Origin of the sequence: Polynucleobacter sp. VK25 (assembly GCF_018687355.1) — a bacterium.
Classification (GTDB): Bacteria; Pseudomonadota; Gammaproteobacteria; order Burkholderiales; family Burkholderiaceae; genus Polynucleobacter.
Genome location: NZ_CP061288.1, coordinates 723,801 through 744,721, shown reverse-complemented (window position 1 = coordinate 744,721; position 20,921 = coordinate 723,801). Strand labels below are relative to the sequence as shown.

The 20,921-nt window shown below is 46.9% G+C and carries 14 protein-coding genes; 8 read left to right on the top strand and 6 right to left on the bottom strand.

The genetic code is table 11. The features are described from left to right. Nucleotides 1-1,035, top strand: a complete 1,035-nt coding sequence (locus AOC21_RS03870) for a quinone-dependent dihydroorotate dehydrogenase (protein ID WP_215392462.1) — start codon at nucleotides 1-3, stop codon at nucleotides 1,033-1,035. Nucleotides 1,036-1,098: 63 nt separating this feature from the next. Beyond that, nucleotides 1,099-1,935, top strand: coding sequence for an IclR family transcriptional regulator (locus tag AOC21_RS03865; RefSeq protein ID WP_215392461.1), 837 nt, complete (start codon nucleotides 1,099-1,101; stop codon nucleotides 1,933-1,935). Nucleotides 1,936-1,944: 9 nt separating this feature from the next. Here the strand turns inward: AOC21_RS03865 and AOC21_RS03860 are convergent, their stop codons facing one another. Together AOC21_RS03860 and AOC21_RS03855 are read right to left on the bottom strand one after the other, a co-directional pair. Then, nucleotides 1,945-2,964 carry a serine hydrolase gene (locus AOC21_RS03860; protein WP_215392460.1) on the bottom strand — a complete coding sequence of 340 codons (1,020 nt, stop codon included), beginning with the start codon at nucleotides 2,962-2,964 and terminating at the stop codon, nucleotides 1,945-1,947. A 121-nt stretch (nucleotides 2,965-3,085) separates the two neighbouring features. Next, a complete protein-coding gene (locus tag AOC21_RS03855) occupies nucleotides 3,086-3,973 on the bottom strand; it encodes a DMT family transporter (protein WP_215392459.1) in 888 nt (295 codons plus the stop codon). 197 nt (nucleotides 3,974-4,170) lie between these two features. Between AOC21_RS03855 and AOC21_RS03850 the strand changes: the two genes are divergently transcribed. Both AOC21_RS03850 and AOC21_RS03845 read left to right on the top strand, forming a co-directional pair. Beyond that, a complete protein-coding gene (locus AOC21_RS03850; RefSeq protein WP_215392458.1) occupies nucleotides 4,171-4,725 on the top strand; it encodes a phasin family protein in 555 nt (184 codons plus the stop codon). A 20-nt stretch (nucleotides 4,726-4,745) separates the two neighbouring features. Next, nucleotides 4,746-5,120 (top strand): hypothetical protein, encoded by a 375-nt coding sequence (locus AOC21_RS03845; protein WP_215392457.1) that lies wholly within the window; start codon nucleotides 4,746-4,748, stop codon nucleotides 5,118-5,120. A gap of 79 nt (nucleotides 5,121-5,199) precedes the next feature. Here AOC21_RS03845 and lpdA read toward each other — a convergent pair whose 3' ends face one another. The 3 genes from lpdA to aceE are packed head-to-tail and all read right to left on the bottom strand — an operon-like array spanning nucleotide 5,200 to nucleotide 11,316. After that, nucleotides 5,200-6,981, bottom strand: a complete 1,782-nt coding sequence (gene lpdA, locus AOC21_RS03840; protein WP_215392456.1) for a dihydrolipoyl dehydrogenase — start codon at nucleotides 6,979-6,981, stop codon at nucleotides 5,200-5,202. A gap of 9 nt (nucleotides 6,982-6,990) precedes the next feature. Continuing rightward, on the bottom strand, nucleotides 6,991-8,604 hold the full coding sequence (gene aceF, locus AOC21_RS03835) for a dihydrolipoyllysine-residue acetyltransferase (protein ID WP_215392455.1): 1,614 nt from the start codon (nucleotides 8,602-8,604) through the stop codon (nucleotides 6,991-6,993). Nucleotides 8,605-8,619: 15 nt separating this feature from the next. Continuing rightward, nucleotides 8,620-11,316 (bottom strand): pyruvate dehydrogenase (acetyl-transferring), homodimeric type, encoded by a 2,697-nt coding sequence (gene aceE / locus AOC21_RS03830; protein ID WP_215392454.1) that lies wholly within the window; start codon nucleotides 11,314-11,316, stop codon nucleotides 8,620-8,622. 204 nt (nucleotides 11,317-11,520) lie between these two features. Between aceE and AOC21_RS03825 the strand changes: the two genes are divergently transcribed. The 4 genes from AOC21_RS03825 (at nucleotide 11,521) to AOC21_RS03810 (ending at nucleotide 17,784) form a co-directional block, all read left to right on the top strand. After that, complete coding sequence (locus AOC21_RS03825) at nucleotides 11,521-14,040, top strand: PAS domain-containing sensor histidine kinase (protein WP_215392453.1); 2,520 nt, start codon at nucleotides 11,521-11,523, stop codon at nucleotides 14,038-14,040. Between the two features lie 31 nt (nucleotides 14,041-14,071). Next, a complete protein-coding gene (locus AOC21_RS03820) occupies nucleotides 14,072-14,719 on the top strand; it encodes a response regulator transcription factor (RefSeq protein WP_215392452.1) in 648 nt (215 codons plus the stop codon). A gap of 15 nt (nucleotides 14,720-14,734) precedes the next feature. Further along, nucleotides 14,735-15,589 carry a bifunctional methylenetetrahydrofolate dehydrogenase/methenyltetrahydrofolate cyclohydrolase FolD gene (gene folD / locus AOC21_RS03815; protein ID WP_215392451.1) on the top strand — a complete coding sequence of 285 codons (855 nt, stop codon included), beginning with the start codon at nucleotides 14,735-14,737 and terminating at the stop codon, nucleotides 15,587-15,589. A 68-nt stretch (nucleotides 15,590-15,657) separates the two neighbouring features. Further along, nucleotides 15,658-17,784 (top strand): M3 family metallopeptidase, encoded by a 2,127-nt coding sequence (locus tag AOC21_RS03810; RefSeq protein WP_215392450.1) that lies wholly within the window; start codon nucleotides 15,658-15,660, stop codon nucleotides 17,782-17,784. Between the two features lie 3 nt (nucleotides 17,785-17,787). Here AOC21_RS03810 and AOC21_RS03805 read toward each other — a convergent pair whose 3' ends face one another. Next, a complete protein-coding gene (locus AOC21_RS03805) occupies nucleotides 17,788-20,919 on the bottom strand; it encodes an efflux RND transporter permease subunit (protein ID WP_215392449.1) in 3,132 nt (1,043 codons plus the stop codon). Nucleotides 20,920-20,921 lie beyond the last annotated feature (2 nt).

The following is a 20,921-nucleotide window of genomic DNA, read 5'->3' as shown; positions in this document are numbered from 1 at the left end:
ATGATCGATCGTTACTCTCTTCTACGCCCATGGCTCTTTTGCATAGACCCAGAAAAAGCGCATAACCTTACTCTAAGCAATATGGATCGCTTGCAGCGCTGGGGATTATTAGAGCGCCTAGTTAGCAAACCAATTAACGATCCACAAAGACTCTGTGGTATTGAATTTCCGAATCCCGTTGGATTGGCGGCAGGATTAGACAAAGACGGAAAACATATCGACGCACTTGCTGCATTGGGATTTGGTTTCTTAGAAATTGGCACAGTCACTCCAAAACCACAGCCCGGCAATCCTAAGCCACGGATGTTTCGCTTACCCGAAGCTCAGGCGATCATTAATCGCATGGGATTTAATAATGATGGTGTGGATGCCTGCGTAGCTAGAGTTCGTCGCTCAAAGTTTTGGCAAAGCGGTGGCGTACTTGGATTAAATATTGGCAAGAATGCGAGCACCCCTATCGAAGAGGCTTCGAGTGACTATGTACTAGCAATGGAAGCAGTCTACGAAATTGCCACCTACATTACCGTCAATATCTCTTCTCCGAATACGCAGAATCTACGCGCCTTACAAGGCGAAGAAATGCTCCGTGATCTATTGGGCAGCTTAGATGTAGCAAGACAACGTTTAAGTGACCGCTTTGGTATCCGCAAGCCACTGTTTCTGAAGATTGCACCAGACTTAGATCACGGTGATATCAACCTGATTGCTGATCTTCTGATGGAGTTCGGAATTGACGCAGTCATTGCAACCAACACAACCATCTCCCGAGATGCAGTGCAAGGCATGGAATACGGCACTGAAGCCGGCGGCCTATCTGGTGCGCCCGTGCGCAATGCATCAAATGTTGTGATCAAAGCCTTAAAGGCAAGATTGGGCAACCAATTACCCATCATTGGGGTTGGCGGCATTCTGAGTGGTGCTGATGCTAGAGAGAAGATCATGGCTGGCGCCAGCCTAGTGCAGATCTATAGCGGCCTGATCTATCGCGGTCCAGATCTTGTGAATGAGTGCGCCAGGGCCCTGAGACAGCCTTAATTCGCAGGGATAGCTCCCTAAAATGGGATTTCATAATATGCAATTTCATCCGAAATCGCTACAATGAAGGCTATGAATACGAGCAAAAGCGTCAAAACTCCTAGATCTACTGGCGAGGTAGGTAAAACTGCCATCCAGGTAGTGGAGCGCATGATGAATTTGCTTGACGCGCTTGCCGACCAAGAGGATTCCAGCAGTCTCAAGAACTTGGCGGAAATGACGGGCCTACACCCTTCTACTGCACATCGAATTTTGAATGACATGGTTGCTTGCCGATTAGTGGAGCGTGGTGATGGCGGCACTTATCGCCTTGGTCTAAAACTATTAGAGCTGGGTAACTTAGTTAAAGCACGTCTATCTGTGCGTGAGGCCGCTCAACTACCAATGCGCACTCTTCATAAGCTCACCGGTGAAACTGTGAACTTATCCGTTCGCCAGGGAGATGAAATCGTCTACGTTGATCGCGCTTATAGCGAGCGCTCCGGCATGCAGGTTGTTCGTGCGATTGGTGGTCGCGCCCCACTACACCTAACCTCAGTTGGAAAACTCTTTTTAGCTAGCGATGATCCTGGTCAAGTGCGCGCTTATGTCACTCGCACTGGTTTGTCTGGGCACACACGTAATAGCATTACTGAGCTTGGCAAACTCGAAACTGAACTCAATCATGTTCGCAAGGTTGGTAGCGCACGTGACGATGAAGAATTAGAGCTGGGGGTTAGCTGCTTGGCTGCTGCCATTTTGGATGACACCGGAAAATTGGTTGCCGGTTTATCGTTAAGCGCCCCAACAGATCGGATTCAGGCAGATTGGTTACGTGCCCTGCAAGAAACTGCTCTGCAGATATCCAAAGGAATGGGCTTCAAACCCAAATCCGCTGAGCCTGGCTCAGCAAGCCAATAACTCTATAAGTTACATCAAGCGTCGAATGGAATGTGCGCTGCCAGAAGGCATACGCTCATACCAATCACGTACACGCACAGCATCAGCAAAACGCGATTGCGTTCCAACCGAATCCAAGAAGACTAATAGCAATGGCGTGTTGTTTACTCTGGCTTGCATTACTAAACATTTGCCCGCAGCATTAATAAAGCCAGTTTTCTGAAGACCGATATTCATGTCGCCTGATCGCACTAGGCGATTGGTGTTCAAGAATTTCTGCGGACGTTTTGCAATCACCATGGTTAAATCTGGCCAGGTTGAAAATTCCCGAATCGTTTTGTACTGGTATGCAGCGCTCAACATGCGCGTGAGATCTTCTGCTGAAGCAACATTCTCACTTAGGAGTCCTGTTGGATCTGCAAAATGCGAATGGTCCATGCCCAACTCTTTTGCCTTGCGATTCATCGCATCTACAAACGCCGGAATGCCGCCTGGATAATTTCTGCCCAAGGTATATGCTGCGCGGTTCTCAGAGGACATCAAAGCCAATAATAGAGCCTCTTCGCGCGTCAGAACCGTACCGCCAGCAAGTCGTGAAGTGCGATAGATGTGCACGTCATCTGCATTGATGACCAATGTTTCGTCTAGCGGTAACTTAGAATCCAACACCACCATTGCTGTCATTAACTTTGTAATAGAAGCAATTGGCAAACTCACTGAAGGGTTCTTTTCAAAATACACTTCTTTAGTATCTTGATTGACGACCATCGCTACGCTGGATTTCAGGCTGAGCTCATCGTGTTGACCACGTAAACCCAACGCTGTCGCAAGAGATGGTCTTGCCGGAATGATAGGTTCGGCTGCACGAGTTACTGTGACGCGAACGGTTTTGGGCTTCTTGGCAGATTTTGTAGCGGTCTTAGTGGTTGCCTTGGCGGGAGTTTTAGCAGCCTGCTTATCTTTAGTAGAAGCAATAGCTGGTGCGCTTAATAATGTGCCAACAGCAAAAAGTGCCCCTAAGGCAGCAAGCCAAAATCGATTCAAACGCATCCCAAAATACCTTCCAAAACTTTCAACATACGGAATGATAATTAATTTCCTAAGGTAAGGCGCTTTTATTCGCCCCATTCTAGGTAATTCATTCCACTAAATGAATGCCAATATGAACGCCCTATTCAGCAATCGTGGCTACTGTATTGGTCTGACGGGCATTTACCAGTACCACGCCAGTCATCGTCAAACACAAGCCCACGGCCATCAGCAATGTAAATGGCTCATCAAACAACATCCAAGCCATTGCAGCAGTTGTCGGCGGCACTAAATAGAGAAAGCTAGTGACTTTAGTTGCAGCCCCCTTGCGAATCATCATAAATAGCAAGCTAATTGATCCAATGGACAAGGGAAAGATAGCCCATAGCAATGCGCCGGTTACAGGGAGATTCCAAACCATCTCTCCCGACTCAAATAAATACATACAAATAAAGCACAGCACCGCTGAAACACCAAACTGAATAGAAGACCCGGCGCGCAGATCAAATACAGGGCAGAACTTCTTTTGATACAGCGTGCCAAACGTAATGGATAAGAGTGCAATAAATGCCAATATGTAACTAACTACAGGGATATGCACAAAACCAATTTTCTCGGCAACCACCAATGCAACGCCTGCAAATCCAAAACCTAGACCTATCCATTGGCGTGGCGTTACCTTTTCAGAAATCCACGCAGCAAACCACGCAGTGACGATTGGCTGCAGTCCCACAATAATGGCCACCAACCCTGCCGTCATCCCCAATCTGACTGCACACCATACTCCGAGCAAATAACCAAACTGCAACAAGATGCCAGCAACGGCGATATGCTTGATTTGCGACCAACTGGGCCAGGTGATTCTCCACACCAGACTAAGGGCTGCCATCGCCGCTAGAACACCTGCAAAACGCCAAAACAGAAAGGTAGCCGGCTCTACGTATGGCATAGCTAGACGCGCAATTACAAAGCCAGTACTCCAAATGAGTACAAATATTGGCGCAATGGCGTTATCTAGGGAAAGCTTCATGGGTAACTTACTGAAAATATTGAGATTTTTTTCTAAGACCCTAATTTTAGGCTCTTTTCCTAATTCGGCCATTTATGAGCTTTACATGGCTCTTATGCTGCAACGCAATATCTATGCAATACAATTATTTAATGGGAGTACATTAAGCTAAAAGCATCAGAAAATAAAAGTAGCAAGTCCGACGAAAAGAGATAGATATGAATTTAACTCCAGAGCAAATTGCAGCAGCTCAAAAAGCAAACTTAGAGACCTTGAGCGGATTAACCAATCAAGCGTTGCAGAGCATTGAAAAATTAGTTGAACTCAATATGCATATTGCCAAGCAAAGCTTGAGCGATAGCATGAATAGCGCCAAGAAAGCCTTGGAAGTAAAAGACATTCAGCAATTACTTGCCCATCAAGCAGAAGCCGTGCAACCCATGGCTGAAAAAATTATGGCTTATAGCCGTCATTTATATGAATTAGCTCATGAAACACAAAATAGCTTCACCGAGTCTGCCGAAAAAGAATTGCAAGCTGGTCAGAAAAAAATCAACTCTTTAGTCGAAGAGTGGACTAAGAATGTCCCAGCGGGATCGGATGCAGCCGTGCAAGCGATGAAGCAAGCGATTGCTTCTGCAAATAACGTATTCGAAACCAGCCAAAAAGCTGTGAAGCATGCAGTTGAAGTTGCACAAACCAACCTGACTGGCGCTACCGAAACAGTATTGAAGACTGCTGGCACAAGCAGCAAAGCCTCTAAGAAGAAATAAGAACTGCAGAGAACCCTGCAATGACCAAAAGTCTCAACAGAGATGAGTTGCTAACCCTCGCCAAGTCTTTTAACCTCAAAGATAAATGTCCTGACTGCTCATCGTTAAGCTGTGCAGGCTGGGAAACCATTCCTGGCGGCTTCATGACAGCCTCTCTAGAATGCGTTGGGACTCTGAGGGTAGAAGATGCCCCTGAGTATTGGGAAGAAGATCTCCCCAAGGGAATGACTATCTGGTCTAAGGATGCCCCCATCTCAATTGCCTCTCACCCCTATAACAAGTCTGACGTATGTGCATGCAAGCAATGTGGATGCAAGTACCTTCGATATACAGAGTGTGGTGGTTACTATGTAGATGAACGCATTCGAGAACTCAGAGCTGAGCTCATTTCATAACTATATTCACCGCAATCATTACGTTGAAGTAGAAAAGCCCCGATTACTCGGGGCTTTTGTTTTACAGATGTAGCGTTTCTTAAGATTTCTTTTTCACTGGAGGCAAGTCAGTGCAATGACCGTGCGCTGCTTCAGCCGCCAAGCCAACTGACTCTCCCAGGGTTGGGTGCGGATGAATCGTTTTACCGATATCTACTGCATCAGCACCCATCTCAATTGCTAAACATACTTCACCAATTAAATCACCAGCGTGTGTGCCCACAATTCCGCCACCAATAATGCGGTGAGTCGTTGCATCAAAAATGAGTTTAGTGAAACCTTCATCGCGTCCATTAGCAATCGCGCGTCCACTAGCAGCCCATGGGAATAAACCCTTCTCATAAGCAATGCCTTGAGCTTTACACTGCTCTTCTGTCAAACCAGCCCAGGCTACCTCAGGATCAGTGTAGGCAACTGATGGAATTTGCTTCGCATCAAAGTAAGATTTTTGACCTGCAGCAGCTTCGGCGGCAACGTGACCTTCATGCACTGCTTTATGTGCCAACATTGGCTGACCAACCAAGTCACCAATTGCAAAAATATTGGAAACATTGGTGCGCATTTGTTTATCAACAGGAATAAAGCCGCGCTCATCAACTTGAACGCCCGCTTTACCAGCATCAATCTTCTTGCCATTCGGAGTGCGGCCTACTGCAACCAATACCAAGTCATAGGTTTGTGGTTCTGCCGGTGCATTTTCACCCTCAAAGCTCACCTGAATTCCATCAGACTTTATTTCTGCTTTTGCTGCACGAGTTTTGAGCATGATTTTTTCAAAACGTCCGGCATTAAACTTCTCCCAGACTTTTTCTAAATCACGGTCCGCGCCAGCCATGAGACCGTCTATCATCTCGGCGATATCAATACGTGAGCCGAGTGTGCTGTAAACAGTAGCCATCTCTAAACCAATAATGCCGCCACCAATGACGAGCATGCGCTTAGGAATGCTCTTCAGCAATAAGGCGCCAGTACTATCCACAATACGGGGATCTTCAGGCAAGAAAGGCAACTTCACAGGCTGACTACCAGCAGCAATGATGGCCTTCTGAAAGCGCACTACCTCTTTTTTACCAGTGAGATCTTGACCAGTACCATCAGTTAGTTCAACTTCGACATGGTTTGCATCCAAGAACTTACCTAAACCGCGCACTACTTTTACCTTACGGGCCTTTGCCATACCAGCAAGACCGCCAGTCAATTTAGCAATCACCGATTCTTTATAGCCACGCAATTGATCAATCTCAATTTTGGGTGCGCCAAAAGTAATGCCGTGCTTAGCCATAGTTTTGACTTCATCCATCACTGAAGTTGTGTGCAGTAATGCCTTGGATGGAATGCAACCGACGTTTAAGCAAACACCACCCAAAGTTGGGTAGCGCTCTACTAATATGGTATTCATACCCAAGTCAGCACTACGGAACGCTGCGCTGTAACCACCAGGGCCAGCACCAAGCACTAGCACTTCACATTCATGGTCCGCTTTACCGCTGTACTGCCCTGCTACTGGTGCAGGCGCGGCTGCCATTGTTGGTGCTGCTGGTGCTGCTGGCGCTGCTGAAGTGGGCTGAGCAACCGGTGCTGCACCACTCGCTTCGATCTCTGCAATAACAGAACCTTTGCTGACTTTGTCGCCAAGCTTTACTGCAATACTAGTAACAGTACCTGCTGCATCTGCTGGTACCTCCATCGTTGCTTTGTCGGACTCAAGAACCAATAGCGGCTGTTCTTTTTCAATCACATCGCCAATCTTAACCAGCACTTCAATTACCGGTACATCTGAATAGTCCCCAATGTCCGGAACGAGGATCATTTGCTTAGCCATAGATCCCCCTTATAGACTGGCGCGACGGAAGTCGGCCAAGAGCTGAGCAATGTACACGTTAAAACGCGTAGCTAAAGCGCCATCAATCACGCGATGATCTGCGGATAGAGACAATGGGCAAATCAGACGCGGGACAAATTGCTTGCCATCCCAAACTGGTTTCATAGCAGCTTTGCTCACACCCATGATTGCTACCTCAGGCGCATTAACGATCGGCGAGAAATATGTACCGCCGATACCGCCTAGTGATGAGATCGTAAAGCTCGCGCCTTGCATTTGATCTGGCTTCAACTTGCCGTCACGTGCAAGAGCAGCCAAGTCTGAAGTTTCTTTAGCTAACTCAAAGATACCTTTCTTATCCGCATCTTTAATCACTGGCACCACTAATCCGGTTGGCGTATCTGCAGCAAAACCAATATTGAAGTATTTCTTCAAAATAAGGTCATCGCCATCTAAAGAACTATTGAACTCTGGATATTTTTTCAACGCAGCCACTGCAGCCTTCATCAAGAAAGCGAGCATGGTGATCTTGACGCCCTTTTTCTCATTCTCTTTATTCGTGAGAACACGGAATGCTTCCAAGTCAGTGATATCAGCATCTTCGTGATAAGTCACGGCTGGGATCATCACCCAGTTACGACCCAAATTGGCTGCTGTGAGTTTCTTAATGCGATTGAGTGGCTGACGCTCGATCTCACCAAACTTTGTGAAATCGACCTTTGGCCAAGGAATCAGATTTAATCCGCCTAAGCTGCCGCCACTAGAGGCAGCTGCAGGACTACCCGCGCCTCCACTCATAGCAGCCTTCACAAATGCCTGTACGTCCTCTTGGGTAATGCGCCCTTTAGGACCGGATCCTTTGACCTGGTTAATGGTGACACCCAACTCACGTGCAAATTTACGCACAGATGGACTTGCATGACTTGCTGTCGCATCTACTGGCGGAGGTGTATTGCCAATAGGAGGAGGTGCTGGAGCACGTGCAATGGGAGGCTCAACAGCTTTGGTTACTGGAGCTGCTGGTGCTGCAGTTGCAGCCACTGGTGCAACTGTTGATCCCGATGCCCCACCTTCCAAGATCACCACCACTGATCCCTCAGAGAGGCTGTCACCTACCTTGACTTTAACTTCTTTCACAATCCCAGAGTGGGATGAAGGAACGTCCATGGTAGCTTTATCAGACTCAAGCACCACGATAGACTGCTCTTTCTCAACCTTGTCACCAGCTTTAACCAGAACTTCGATTACAGGTACATCTTTGTAATCACCGATATCTGGGACCTTGATTTCAATTGGAGCACTGCTTGCACCAGCGGCCGCAGGAGCTTGTACCGGGGCACTCGCTACTGGTGCTGCTGCTGATACTGAAGTTGAAGCTGCTGCACCCTCTTCTAAGGTAATCACAAGTGATCCCTCTGACAGGTTGTCACCTACTTTGACTTTGACTTCTTTCACAATGCCAGAGTGGGATGAAGGAACGTCCATTGTGGCTTTATCTGACTCAAGCACAACAATGGATTGCTCTTTCTCAACCTTGTCACCAGCTTTAACCAAGACTTCAATGACGGGCACATCTTTGTAATCACCGATATCCGGGACTTTGATTTCAATTATTTGACTCATAGTATTTATCTCTTATCAAACCGTCATTGGGTTTGGTTTAGTAGTGTCGATATCGTATTTCTTGATTGCTTCAGCCAATTTAGAGCGATCAAGCTGACCAGCATCAACCAAAGATCTCAAGGCAGTCAGAACCACCCAACGACGATCTACTTCAAAGAAGTCACGGAGTTTTTCACGAGTATCGGAACGACCAAAGCCATCAGTACCCAAAACTTCGTAACGACGACCCATGTGCTGAATTGCTGGACGAATCTGTTCGGCAAACAAACGGACATAGTCAGTAGCTGCAACGATTGGGCCTGAAGTATCTTTCAAGCACTTCTCAACGTGAGATAAGGTTGGCGCAGCCGTTGGATTTAATAGGTTGCTGCGGTGAACTGCAGTCCAGTCACGGCCAAGCTCAGTAAAGCTTGGGCAACCCCACAAGTCAGAAGCAATGCCCCAGTCTTTATGAAGAATCTCTGCCGCTTCAATCACTTCACGGAAGATGGTTCCAGAACCTAAGAGCTGTACACGGAGCTTTGCCTTGTCATCACCAACTGACTTCAGCTTATACATACCCTTGATGATGTCTTTCTCCGCACCCTTAGGCATTGCTGGATGTGAATAGTTTTCATTCATCAAAGTAACGTAGTAATAAACGTCTTCCTGTACTTCCAGCATGCGACGCATACCATCCTGAATCACCACTGCCAATTCAAATGAGAAGGTTGGGTCATAGCTAATGCAGTTTGGAATCGCACCGCTCCACAGATGACTATGGCCATCTTCATGTTGCAAGCCTTCGCCGTTCAAAGTAGTTCTACCGGCCGTACCGCCGAGTAAGAAACCACGGCTGCGCATATCACCTGCCGCCCAAGCTAAGTCGCCAATACGCTGGAAACCAAACATGGAGTAGAAGATGTAGAAAGGCAACATTGGCACGCCATGCGTAGAGTAAGAAGTCGCGGCAGCAATCCAGTCGCACATGCCACCCGCTTCGTTAATTCCCTCTTGCAGAATTTGACCAGTCTTATCTTCTTTATAGAACATCAATTGATCATGATCTTCTGGTGTGTAAAGCTGACCTAATTGATTCCAAATACCGAGTTGACGGAACATACCTTCCATACCAAAGGTACGAGACTCATCCGGAACAATCGGAACTACACGCTTGCCTAAAACTTTATCGCGCACGACTGTGTTGAGCATACGTACGAACGCCATGGTTGTGGAGATCTCACGACCTTCGCTAGTTGCCTCAAGTAATGCCGCAAAAGTATCTAGTGAAGGAACCGGCAAGCTCTCCGCTTTAGTACGACGCTGTGGCAAGTAACCGCCCAACTCTTGACGTCGCGCCTTCATATACTCCAACTCAGGACTGCCTTCAGCAAACTTCACCAAAGGCATGTCATCTAATTGCTCATCTTGTACCGGAATCTCAAAGCGATCACGGAAACGACGGACATCGTCGTCATTCATCTTCTTCGCTTGGTGAGCAATATTCATCGCCTCACCTGAACCACCCATGCCATAACCTTTAATGGTATGGGCGAGGATTACCGTAGGCTGCTTCTTGTGATTTACCGCTGCATGGAATGCTGCGTAGACTTTATGAGGATCATGACCGCCACGATTGAGCTGCCAGATCTCATCATCACTCCAATCACTCACTAGGGCTTTTAACTCTGGAGTGTTAAATACTGTCTCACGAACGTAGCTGCCGTTCTTGGACTTCATAGTCTGATACTGGCCATCAACGATCTCACCTAGGCGCTGCATCAAGATGCCTTTTTTGTCGCGTGCAAATAGAGCATCCCACTGACCACCCCAAACCACTTTGATCACATTCCAGCCTGCACCACGGAACTCGCTTTCGAGCTCTTGAATAATGCTGCCGTTACCACGCACTGGTCCATCTAAACGCTGTAAGTTGCAGTTAATAACAAAAATGAGGTTATCGAGTTTTTCACGACCAGCCATTCCGATCGCGCCCAGTGATTCTGGTTCATCGGTTTCGCCGTCACCCAAGAAAGCCCAGACCTTGCGACCCTGCTCTTGAATAAAGCCACGATCAGTGAGGTACTTCATAAAGCGAGCTTGATAAATCGCCATGATGGGACCTAAGCCCATCGACACGGTCGGGAACTGCCAGAAGTCTGGCATCAACCAAGGATGCGGATAACTGGAGATACCTTTACCGCCCACTTCTTGGCGGAAGTTATTAAGTTGACCCTCTTCGAGGCGACCCAACATATAAGCACGTGCATACACACCTGGTGCTGAGTGACCCTGAACAAAAATCAAATCTCCGCCATGCTCAGGAGATGGTGCATGCCAGAAATGATTAAAGCCTACGTCATACAAAGTAGCTGCTGACTGGAATGAGGAAATGTGTCCACCAACGTTGGTGTCTTTGTTGGCGCGCAGAACCATTGCCATAGCATTCCAACGAGTATAGGAACGAATACGATGCTCAATATTCTGATCACCAGGCAAACGTGCTTGATTTTCAACAGGAATGGTGTTGATATATGGAGTCTCAGCATGGAAAGGTTGAACCACTCCGTTCACACGTGCATGAGAAATTTGTTGATCAATAAGGTAGGCAGCTCTCTCAGGGCCCTCGTTGCGAATCACGCCATCCAGCGCTTGCAACCATTCTTGGGTTTCTCCTGGATCAGCATCTTGTGGATTCTGTTTACCTAATACTTGGTCTGGAACTGCTGCCATCTTTTGTCTCCAATAAATAGTGCTTAATTTGTCATTAACTCTATAGGCAATATTCTAGGAAGGTATATGGGTGTAAACAAGCAATTTTCCACATAATGATAGTATTTCTCATAATGTGGTATTTTATTGCGCTGCAAATAAGAAGCTCTGATACAGGCAAAATTGCAGTTCAGAGGGGCTAAGTAAGGCAAAATCGTTACATTCATGAAAAAAACAGCCTTTTCCGGACTAATCCTGAATCCTTACAGATGGCTTCGCAAAATTCGCGGATTCAGGATTGTTTACACCCCACTTGTAGCCATTGTTCTGTTTACAGCAGTTATGGGCATTATTTTGGGCACGCTGCATTTACAGGAAAAGACCCAGCAAGAAGCAGCACTATTTAGAGAACTCTCTTTTGCCAAGCAACGCATTCAGACTCGCTTCGCCAGCAATTTAGATGCATTGACAACCATCAACCGAGAAGTAGCTGCCAGCGAAGACCAGGTCAAGTTAAGGCAAATTGCTCGAGAACAGGCAGAAGATCTCATTTTAAATAATCATGAGATTGTCAAAATCATTTGGCTTAACAAAGACAATCAGCGCCAATGGGTCGCTCCATTTGACAGCGGTAAGCAAGATTGGATTAGTAAAACTCAAAATGACCAACTCATTAATTCCAGTCTTGCGTCAACTATCGAACTGAGCCGCGTAACCAGTAGAGCAGCCTTCAGTCAGTTTGTTTCCCTAAACCTACCAAGCAATGAGCCAATCTCAGTAGAGAGAAAAATCGTTTTATGGCAAGTAGTCCCCAATATCGTTGGCGGGGAAATTGTTGGGTACTTGGCGGCACTCTACACCACCCGAGGCATATTGGATGTTATCCCCGGGGAACTGAAATCAAATTACCGCTTCACCCTTCTTACTGATGATGAAAGAGTGTTGGGCATCTCCTCTGATAAAAACACCCCAAAAAGGGCATTTAGCAATCAGACTAGTTTGGATATTGGAGTCTTAAGCCCCAACCTCACCCTACGCATAGATACTTACCCACCGCCAACCAATCTCACTTTCAGAATGTTGATTGGGGTAGTTCTCGGATTGAGTGCATTCGTGGTTTGGAGTCTGTGGTCAGTTCTCAAGCAGATGCAAGTGCGTCAAGAAGCCGAGGCAAGTCTTCGTGCAGAAACCAGATTTCGTAATGCCATGGAAAACTCAACTCCCGTAGGTATACGTGCGCACGATATGCAAAAGCGCATTACCTATGTGAATCGCGCCTTTTGTGAAATGACTGGCTGGACTGCGGACGAATTAATCGGACTCACTCCACCGTTTCCATTTTGGCCTGATAGCAGAAGAGATGAGCTTGTAGAGAAAATGAATCGGGCGATGAAATCGGAGATCAACCTCATGATGAGGGTCGGTATTGAGGGTGCGATCTTAAAACGAGATGGCAGCCTAATACAGACGCGCACTTTTATTGCGCCTCTCATTGATGAAAAAGATAAGCAGACTGGCTGGGTTACCTCTCTGATTGATATTTCAGAGCCAAAGAAGATTCGTGAAGAACTAGCCGCTTCTCAAGAACGTTTCACTACCGTTTTAGAGGGCTTAGATGCTGCGGTATCTGTTGTATCACTTGAAACAGACGAGCTACTGTTTGCCAACCGCTTCTATCAGGAAAACTTTGGTAGCGACTCTAAAGGCCACTTTCAGTTAGCCCATCAAGAAAAGCAAATCGATACTTTGCATAATATTGCGCAAGATCTTCAAGATTACATTCGTGATGGCATCCCGACTTCATTCCTGTATCAGGAGTCAGAGTCTGAAGAGATTCAGTTGACTGATGGCAGCAATAAATGGTTTGAGGTTCGTCGCCGCTATATTCCTTGGGTTGATGGACACTTAGCCCAATTATTGATTGCTACCGACATCACCTCTCGTAAGGCTTCCGAGGATCAAGCGCGCCAGCAAGAGGAACGCATGCAGTTCACTAGTCGTCTCACTACGATGGGTGAAATGGCGTCCTCTTTAGCCCATGAATTAAACCAACCACTTTCGGCTATTTCCAACTACTGCATGGGTGTTGCGAAACGCTTAGAAGGTAACTTAGACCCTGCGCTCAATAAAGAAATTTTGCCTGCCCTCGAGAAGGCCTCTGAACAGGCGCACCGAGCAGGCACCATCATTCAGCGTATTCGCGGCTTTGTTAAGCGCAGCGAGCCACAACGCAAAGAATCTAATATTGCTGAAATTATTAATGATGCCGTTGGCTTGGTTGAAATTGAAGCCCATCGCCACCGCTTAACCATCAACTCTGAAATTGCTGAAAATCTACCAGTAGTGAATCTCGACCCAGTTCTGATCTTGCAAGTAGTAGTGAATCTACTCAAAAATGCCTTGGACAGCGTCAGGGAGGCATACCCCCTCTCCTCCCGCTGGTCGGCACCGCCAGTGCGGATTAGCGCGGATTTAGATACCAGTATTTTCCCAGCCATGCTCAGAATCCAGGTTACCGATGCCGGGGGCGGGATCTCAGAAAACGTCCTAGAACACATGTTTGAGCCATTTTTCAGCACAAAATCGGATGGGATGGGCATGGGACTTAATATTTGCCGCTCTATTATTGAATCCCACCATGGCAGGCTATGGGCAACCAACGTCCAAGACTCAGAACAGACTAAGCTGGCTGGCTGCACCTTTACAATACTATTACCCCTGGAATCCCCCCAAATCCAAGGCTAATATTTAACGGATTTACCTTACGAGAACTGATATGAACCTAGGTGCTGCCGCAAAACCAAACCAAGCTGAAGTGGTCTATGTAGTCGATGATGACGAAGCAGTTCGTGACTCGCTGACTTGGCTCCTAGAAAGTAATGGTTACGTTGTTCGTTGCCATGCAAGCGCAGAACGTTTCTTGCAGTCTTTGCAAAGTACTGATAAGTCCACGATCTCTTGTGCCATATTGGATGTGCGCATGCCAGGTATGTCTGGCCTCGAATTACAAGAGCGCCTGACTAGTGAAAACTTACCCATGCCAGTTGCTTTTATTACTGGTCACGGAGATGTCTCTATGGCAGTCTCCACCATGAAACGTGGCGCAGTAGACTTCATTGAAAAACCTTTTAAAGAAAATGATCTTTGTGGGTTGGTGGATCGCATGCTTGCTAAAGCACGTATCGATTATTCACAAGCTAGTCAGCGCAAGATCACCCAGAGCTTACTCAGCAAGTTGACTGGGCGTGAGCGTCAAGTTCTCGAGCGCATTGTTGCTGGTCGCTTAAACAAACAAATTGCCGATGATCTTGGTATCTCCATTAAGACTGTTGAGGCACACCGCGCCAACATCATGGAAAAGCTCAACGTCAATACGGTTGCAGACCTGCTCCGCTTGGCATTATCCGATCCCCAGCCTAATTAATTAACAGGGTTTTCAATGCCAGCCCAACTATTAGACGGAAACGCCCTTTCTAAAAAACTGCGCACTGAGATTGCCGCGCGCGGCGCCATTGTTACCGCCAAAGGTACAAGGCCTGGTTTAGCGGTAATTGTGGTTGGCGACAACCCTGCCAGTGCGGTGTATGTGCGTAATAAAGTGAAAGCCTGTGAAGATGTTGGCTTTCATTCTGTTTTGGAGCGCTACTCTGTTGAATTAGGCGAAGAGGAGTTGCTCGCCCGTATTGCTACCCTCAATGCAGATCCTTCAATACATGGGATCTTGGTGCAATTACCTTTGCCAGAGCACATTGCCTCTGAGCGGGTGCTTGAAGCAATTGCCCCAGAGAAAGATGTAGACGGCTTTCACGTTGCTAATGCTGGTGCCTTAATGGTAGGTCAACCAGAATTCAAGCCATGCACTCCATATGGTTGCATGAAGATTCTCGAAAGTATTGAATACCCAATTCGTGGTGCTCGTGCAGTGATTGTGGGCGCATCGAATATCGTAGGCAAGCCCATGGCTATGCTGTTGTTGCAAGCCGGCGCAACCGTCACTATTTGCAATAGTAAGACGCGTGACTTAGCCCACCATACAAAAGACGCTGATATTTTGGTGGTGGCTACCGGCAAACCCAAAATGATTTCCGGCGATATGGTGAAGAACGGCGCGGTTGTCATTGACGTAGGCATCAATCGCCTGCCTGATGGCAAGCTCTGTGGCGACGTCGATTTTGATACCGCTAAATATGTAGCTGGCTGGATAACGCCTGTTCCTGGCGGCGTAGGGCCTATGACCATCACTATGTTGCTCATGAACACTCTAGAGGCCGCTGAAAAGGCTGCCAAGCATTAACTAACTAGGCGCTAAGGATTTGTCTGGGACTTTTGGCAAAATTGCTCCCAGTCCATTAAGCTAGAGGGATGACTACATCCCCTACGAATCACCTACCTGCCGAACTGCAAAACAACCCTCTGACCACTTTTGGCCGAGGCATTGCCGCCTACTCCGAAGTCAAGCCTGAGCACATTGCGCCGGCGATTGAATATCTGCTCAAGCATGCACAAGATGCGGTTGATTTAGCTACTAATCCAAGTACTCCATCTACTTGGGATTCCTTAGCAGAACCACTAGAAGATGCTACAGAAACCTTAGGCAGATCTTGGGGTGTGATTTCTCATCTCAATAGTGTTGCTGATACACCAGAGTTGCGTACCGCTTATGGAGAAATGCTGCCGAAGGTAACTGCATTCTTTTCGAGTCTTGGACAGAACTTAGATCTTTACAAAAAGTTTAAAGAATTAAGCAAGTCTTCTGACTTTTCAAAGCTGAGCGCAGCCCAGAAGAAAGTGATTGAAAACTCCCTGCGAGATTTTCGTTTGGGTGGAGCAGAACTCAGCGATGCTGATAAGCCTCGCTTTTCTCAAATTCAGGATGAGCAAGCAACCTTAGGCAAAGCCTTCTCAGATCACGTCTTAGATGCGACCGATGGCTTTGTGCATCTTGTAACTGACAAAGCGGACTTAGTAGGGCTACCTGAAGACGCCCTTGCTGCTGCCGCAGATACCGCGCAGCAAAAGAGCCTGAAGGGCTGGGCATTCACGCTGCACTTCCCCTCTTATTACCCAGTCATGCAGTACTCAGAAAACCGAGCTTTACGTCGCCTGATGTATGAGGCCTATGTGACACGCGCTTCTGAGCTGGCGCCTGAGTATGCCAAGGGAAAATTAGAGTGGGATAACACCCAAAATATGTTGCAGCAGTTAAGACTGCGTGATGAAGAAGCGCGCATGCTGGGCTTCAAAAATTATGCTGCACTAAGTTTGGCTCCGAAGATGGCTAGTAGCGTTGAAGAAGTAGATTCTTTCTTAACGAATTTTGCACAAAAAGCAAAGCCTTTTGCACTTAAAGATTGGCAAGAGCTTTCAGAGTTTGCCAAGACTAAATTATCGATTACCGATGGATTAGAGCCATGGGATGTTGCTTTTGCATCAGAAAGATTGAAGCAAGAACGCTATTCCTTTTCCGAGAATGAGCTCAAGCAATACTTCCCTCTACCAAAGGTATTGGATGGGCTCTTCCAAGTGATTCAGACTTTGTTTGGCGTCAAGATAGAAGCAGCAGCTTTGCCAACATGGCATTCCGATGTTCAATCCTTCTCAGTCAAGAATGCCAAAGGTAATATCGTGGCTTACTTCTACCTTGACCCCTACGCTCGCCCTGGTAAGCGTGGCGGGGCTTGGATGGATGACGCTCGTGGTCGCAGGGTATTGACCGATGGTGAGATTCAAGTTCCAGTAGCCTACTTAGTCTGTAACTTTGCGCCTCCAGTGAAGGTCGATGGTGTGCTGCGCCAACCCACCATTACGCATGATGATGTAATCACCCTCTTCCATGAGAGTGGTCATGGTTTGCATCACCTCTTAACCCAAGTAAGTGCTTTAGGGGTTTCTGGCATTAATGGTGTTGAGTGGGATGCTGTAGAGCTTCCAAGTCAGTTTATGGAAAACTTCTGCTGGGAATGGGAAGTGCTAGAAAAGATGACTGCCCACGCAGAAACAGGCAAACCTTTACCGCGTGAACTCTTTGAAAAAATTCTAGCTGCTAAGAACTTCCAGAATGGCTATATGACCTTACGCCAAATCGTGATGTCATTAACCGATTGGCGTCTGCATGCGAGCTTTGATGCAAAAAAAGCCCAAGGCCAAGGAGTGCTGGATCTATCCAGGGCAATTGCAGATCAGTTCAATGTCATTCCGCAACCTAAGATCTCGCGCTGGATTAATACCTTTAGCCATATCTTTGCCGGTGGTTATGCGGCTGGATATTACAGCTATAAGTGGGCAGAGGTCTTATCGGCTGATGTCTACTCGGCCTTTGAGGAAGCAGCAAAGTTAACAGGCAGCGTCCTCGATGAAAAGACTGGCGCTCGTTATCGTGAAGAAATCTTAGAAGTCGGCGGCAGTCGTCCTGCTGCCGAATCCTTTAAAGCCTTTAGAGGCAGAGAGCCAAGTATTGACGCCCTCTTAAGACATGGTGGCTTAGCTTAGAGCTTAAACACCGGTCTTACCAGCCTTTTTATTGGCACGGTTCTCAAAGAAGGTTTCGATTTCTACGTAGAAGATTGGGACTAGAGCTACCGCGAGGCAGGTAGAGGCGATCATGCCACTAAATACCGTAATGCCAAGAGAGATACGTGCTGCTGCACCTGCACCAGTAGACGTAAGTAATGGCATTACCCCCAAAATAAACGCAATCGATGTCATCACGATTGGCCTAAAGCGTTCTCTGGATGCCTCTAAGGCTGCATCCACAAAACTCATCCCTTTATGTCTGCACTCAATAGCAACCTCAACAATCAAGATTGAGTTTTTACAAGAAAGTGCAATCATCAATACCAAGCCAATCTGTACATAAATATTGTTTGGTAGACCGGTGAGCAACAAAGCCAATACCGTTCCCGATAAAGAAAGCGGAACTGCAGTTAAAACGGCTAGTGGTGCTATCCAAGTTTCATACTGTGCTGCAAGAACCAGATATACCAACAAGATGGATAGTGCAAAGATCAGAATCACGGTATTGCCCACCAAATTTTCTTGATATGACATGCCTGCCCATTGATAGGTGACGCCATCAGGCAAAGTTTTAGCTACTTGATCCAGGGCCTTCATCGCCTGCCCAGAGCTATAACCATCATTGGCTGCACCCAGAACTGCAGCAGACGGATAAAGCTGGAACTGTGATGCAAAGGCGGGCCCAGTGGTGTCTTTAACGTCAATAAAGGATCCCAGCGGCACCATATTGCCGCTCTTATTTTTTACATAGAGACGGTTGATCTGCTCAATAGCATTGCGATATTTACCGTCGGCCTGCACATACACTTGGTAGGTTTGACCGTATTTGAAGAATTGATTGACGTAAGAGGATCCCAGATAGGATTGCAATACATCATAAGCATCCCCAATATCAACACCAAATGTTTCTGCTCTGCCCACATTAAAGCTGAGCTGCAGTTGTGGCACGTTATTTTGGAATGGCGTAAAGATCATCATGATCTCTGGATGTTTTTTAGCTTCCGCGATAAAAGCCTTAGTGGCTGCGTCTAACTTGGCAAAATTATTGCTGCCGTCAGTTAGCATTAATCTCAACTCAAACCCGCCAGATAGACCCAAGCCAGGAATAGCAGGTGGCAAGAGTACAAAAGACTTAAGCTCTTGAACCTGCTTAAGCCCTTCATTCATATTGTTGTAGATATCACGCAGGCCCTCGCCTTTGCCACGCTCTTCCCATTTTTTCATAATGACGTATAGGCCGCCGCTATTCGACTGAGAGCTACTATTGTTCAGTAAGTTGATGCCGCCGATCACCACAACCGTGTCAACACCAGGCACCTTCTTAATTACTTCAACTGCTTTTTTCATTCCCTCTTCAGTGCGCTGTAAAGATGCCGCATCTGGCAAGGTAGTTGAAACCACCAAATAGCCCTGATCCTCGTTTGGAATAAAGCCTGTTGGTACAAACATCAAACCAATGAGAGAGGCAGCAATAATTCCAATACCCACCATAGATGCCTTCGCTCGATTCTTCATCAAGCCTTCAATCTTGTGCTCATACCAAGTTGCCAAGCGATTGAAATACAAATCAAATTTTTGATAGAGCTTATTTTTAACCGCATTAGGGTCAACGGGTTTTAAATACTGCGCTGACTGAGTTGGCTTTAAAGTGATCGCATTAATTCCGCTAATTAAAGCAGTGGCTGCAATCACCAGCGCAAACTGTCGATACATCTGCCCCGTAATACCCGCAATAAATGAAGCAGGGATGAACACTGCCATCAACACCAGAGTAATACCGATGATCGGGCCCATCAAAGCAGTCATAGCATCAATCGCACCTTGCTTCGGATCTTCGCCCTCTTCTACCTTCTTAGATACCGCCTCAACGACCACAATCGCATCATCCACCACAATGCCAATACACAAGACGATCGCAAACAAGGTGAGCAAGTTGATGGAGAAGCCAAGCGCAGCCATACAAGCAAATGCGCCAATAATGGTGACAGGGACGGTTGTGGCAGGAACCAGCGTTGCACGCCAGTTCTGCAAGAAGATCATGATTACAAGCAGCACTAAGATGCCTGCCTCGTAGAGCGTTTTATATACCTCATGAATCGAGGCCTTCACAAACATCGTGGTATCAAATGGAATTGCCCAAGTAACTTCTTTTGGAAGTGTCTTGGCGATACTCTTCATTTCATCTTGGACTGCTTGTGCGGTTGCAATTGCATTTGCGCCAGGCATTTGATAGATAGCAATACCGCCCGCTGGCTTTTCATCAATCTTGAAGAATTGACTGTAATTCTGGCTGCCCATTTCAATTCTGGCAATATCCCGCAAATAGGTTATTTCAGCCTTGCCACCAGATTTGACAACAATTCTGCCAAACTGCTCAGGGGTTGTCATGGCACTCGTGACATTCAGTGTTAACTGAAAATCCTGACCCATTGGTGTTGGTGGAGCACCAATTTGACCTGCTGTGAGTAAGACGTTTTGCTTATTGATAACGGCAATGACATCGTTTGGCGTCAGATTGCGCATCTTGAGCTGGGCAGGATCAAGCCAAACTCGCATACTGTAGTTACCCACACCAAAGACATTGGCAGCAGCGACGCCTGGCAAACGCGCTAAGCGCTGTTGCAACTTTAGGTTTGCTAAGTTACTTAAAAATAAACCGTCATGCTCTGGATTGGATGAAGTGAGGGTAACGAACTGCAGAATGGCAGTTGATTGTGTTTTCGTTGTGACGCCCTGCTTCTGAACTGCCTGTGGCAAAGAAGGAAGTGCAATAGCTACACGGTTTTGTACGTTAACCTGAGCTAAATTAGGATCCGTTCCGACCTTAAAGGTAACGGTTAAGGTGTAGTTTCCGTCATTAGTGGATGCAGACTCCATATAGAGCATCCCATCCACACCATTGACCTGAGTTTCAATATTGCTAGCCACCAATTGCTGCACAAGGGTGGCGCTTGCTCCAGGATATCTAGCGGTAACCTGAATGGTCGGCGGAACAATATTGGGGTACTGAGCAATCGGCAATCCATTAATGGATACTGCCCCAACCAATAGCATGATCAGTGCAATCACATTGGCCAGTACCGGCCGTTCGATAAAAAATTTAGAGAGCATGA

Bases quoted from the DNA above. Each gene is read 5' to 3' on its own strand.
- AOC21_RS03870 (WP_215392462.1), top strand. From the start codon at position 1: ATGATCGATCGTTACTCTCTTCTACGCCCATGGCTCTTTTGCATAGAC.
- AOC21_RS03865 (WP_215392461.1), top strand. From the start codon at position 1,099: ATGAAGGCTATGAATACGAGCAAAAGCGTCAAAACTCCTAGATCTACT.
- AOC21_RS03860 (WP_215392460.1), bottom strand. From the start codon at position 2,964: ATGCGTTTGAATCGATTTTGGCTTGCTGCCTTAGGGGCACTTTTTGCT.
- AOC21_RS03855 (WP_215392459.1), bottom strand. From the start codon at position 3,973: ATGAAGCTTTCCCTAGATAACGCCATTGCGCCAATATTTGTACTCATT.
- AOC21_RS03850 (WP_215392458.1), top strand. From the start codon at position 4,171: ATGAATTTAACTCCAGAGCAAATTGCAGCAGCTCAAAAAGCAAACTTA.
- AOC21_RS03845 (WP_215392457.1), top strand. From the start codon at position 4,746: ATGACCAAAAGTCTCAACAGAGATGAGTTGCTAACCCTCGCCAAGTCT.
- lpdA (WP_215392456.1), bottom strand. From the start codon at position 6,981: ATGGCTAAGCAAATGATCCTCGTTCCGGACATTGGGGACTATTCAGAT.
- aceF (WP_215392455.1), bottom strand. From the start codon at position 8,604: ATGAGTCAAATAATTGAAATCAAAGTCCCGGATATCGGTGATTACAAA.
- aceE (WP_215392454.1), bottom strand. From the start codon at position 11,316: ATGGCAGCAGTTCCAGACCAAGTATTAGGTAAACAGAATCCACAAGAT.
- AOC21_RS03825 (WP_215392453.1), top strand. From the start codon at position 11,521: ATGAAAAAAACAGCCTTTTCCGGACTAATCCTGAATCCTTACAGATGG.
- AOC21_RS03820 (WP_215392452.1), top strand. From the start codon at position 14,072: ATGAACCTAGGTGCTGCCGCAAAACCAAACCAAGCTGAAGTGGTCTAT.
- folD (WP_215392451.1), top strand. From the start codon at position 14,735: ATGCCAGCCCAACTATTAGACGGAAACGCCCTTTCTAAAAAACTGCGC.
- AOC21_RS03810 (WP_215392450.1), top strand. From the start codon at position 15,658: ATGACTACATCCCCTACGAATCACCTACCTGCCGAACTGCAAAACAAC.
- AOC21_RS03805 (WP_215392449.1), bottom strand. From the start codon at position 20,919: ATGCTCTCTAAATTTTTTATCGAACGGCCGGTACTGGCCAATGTGATT.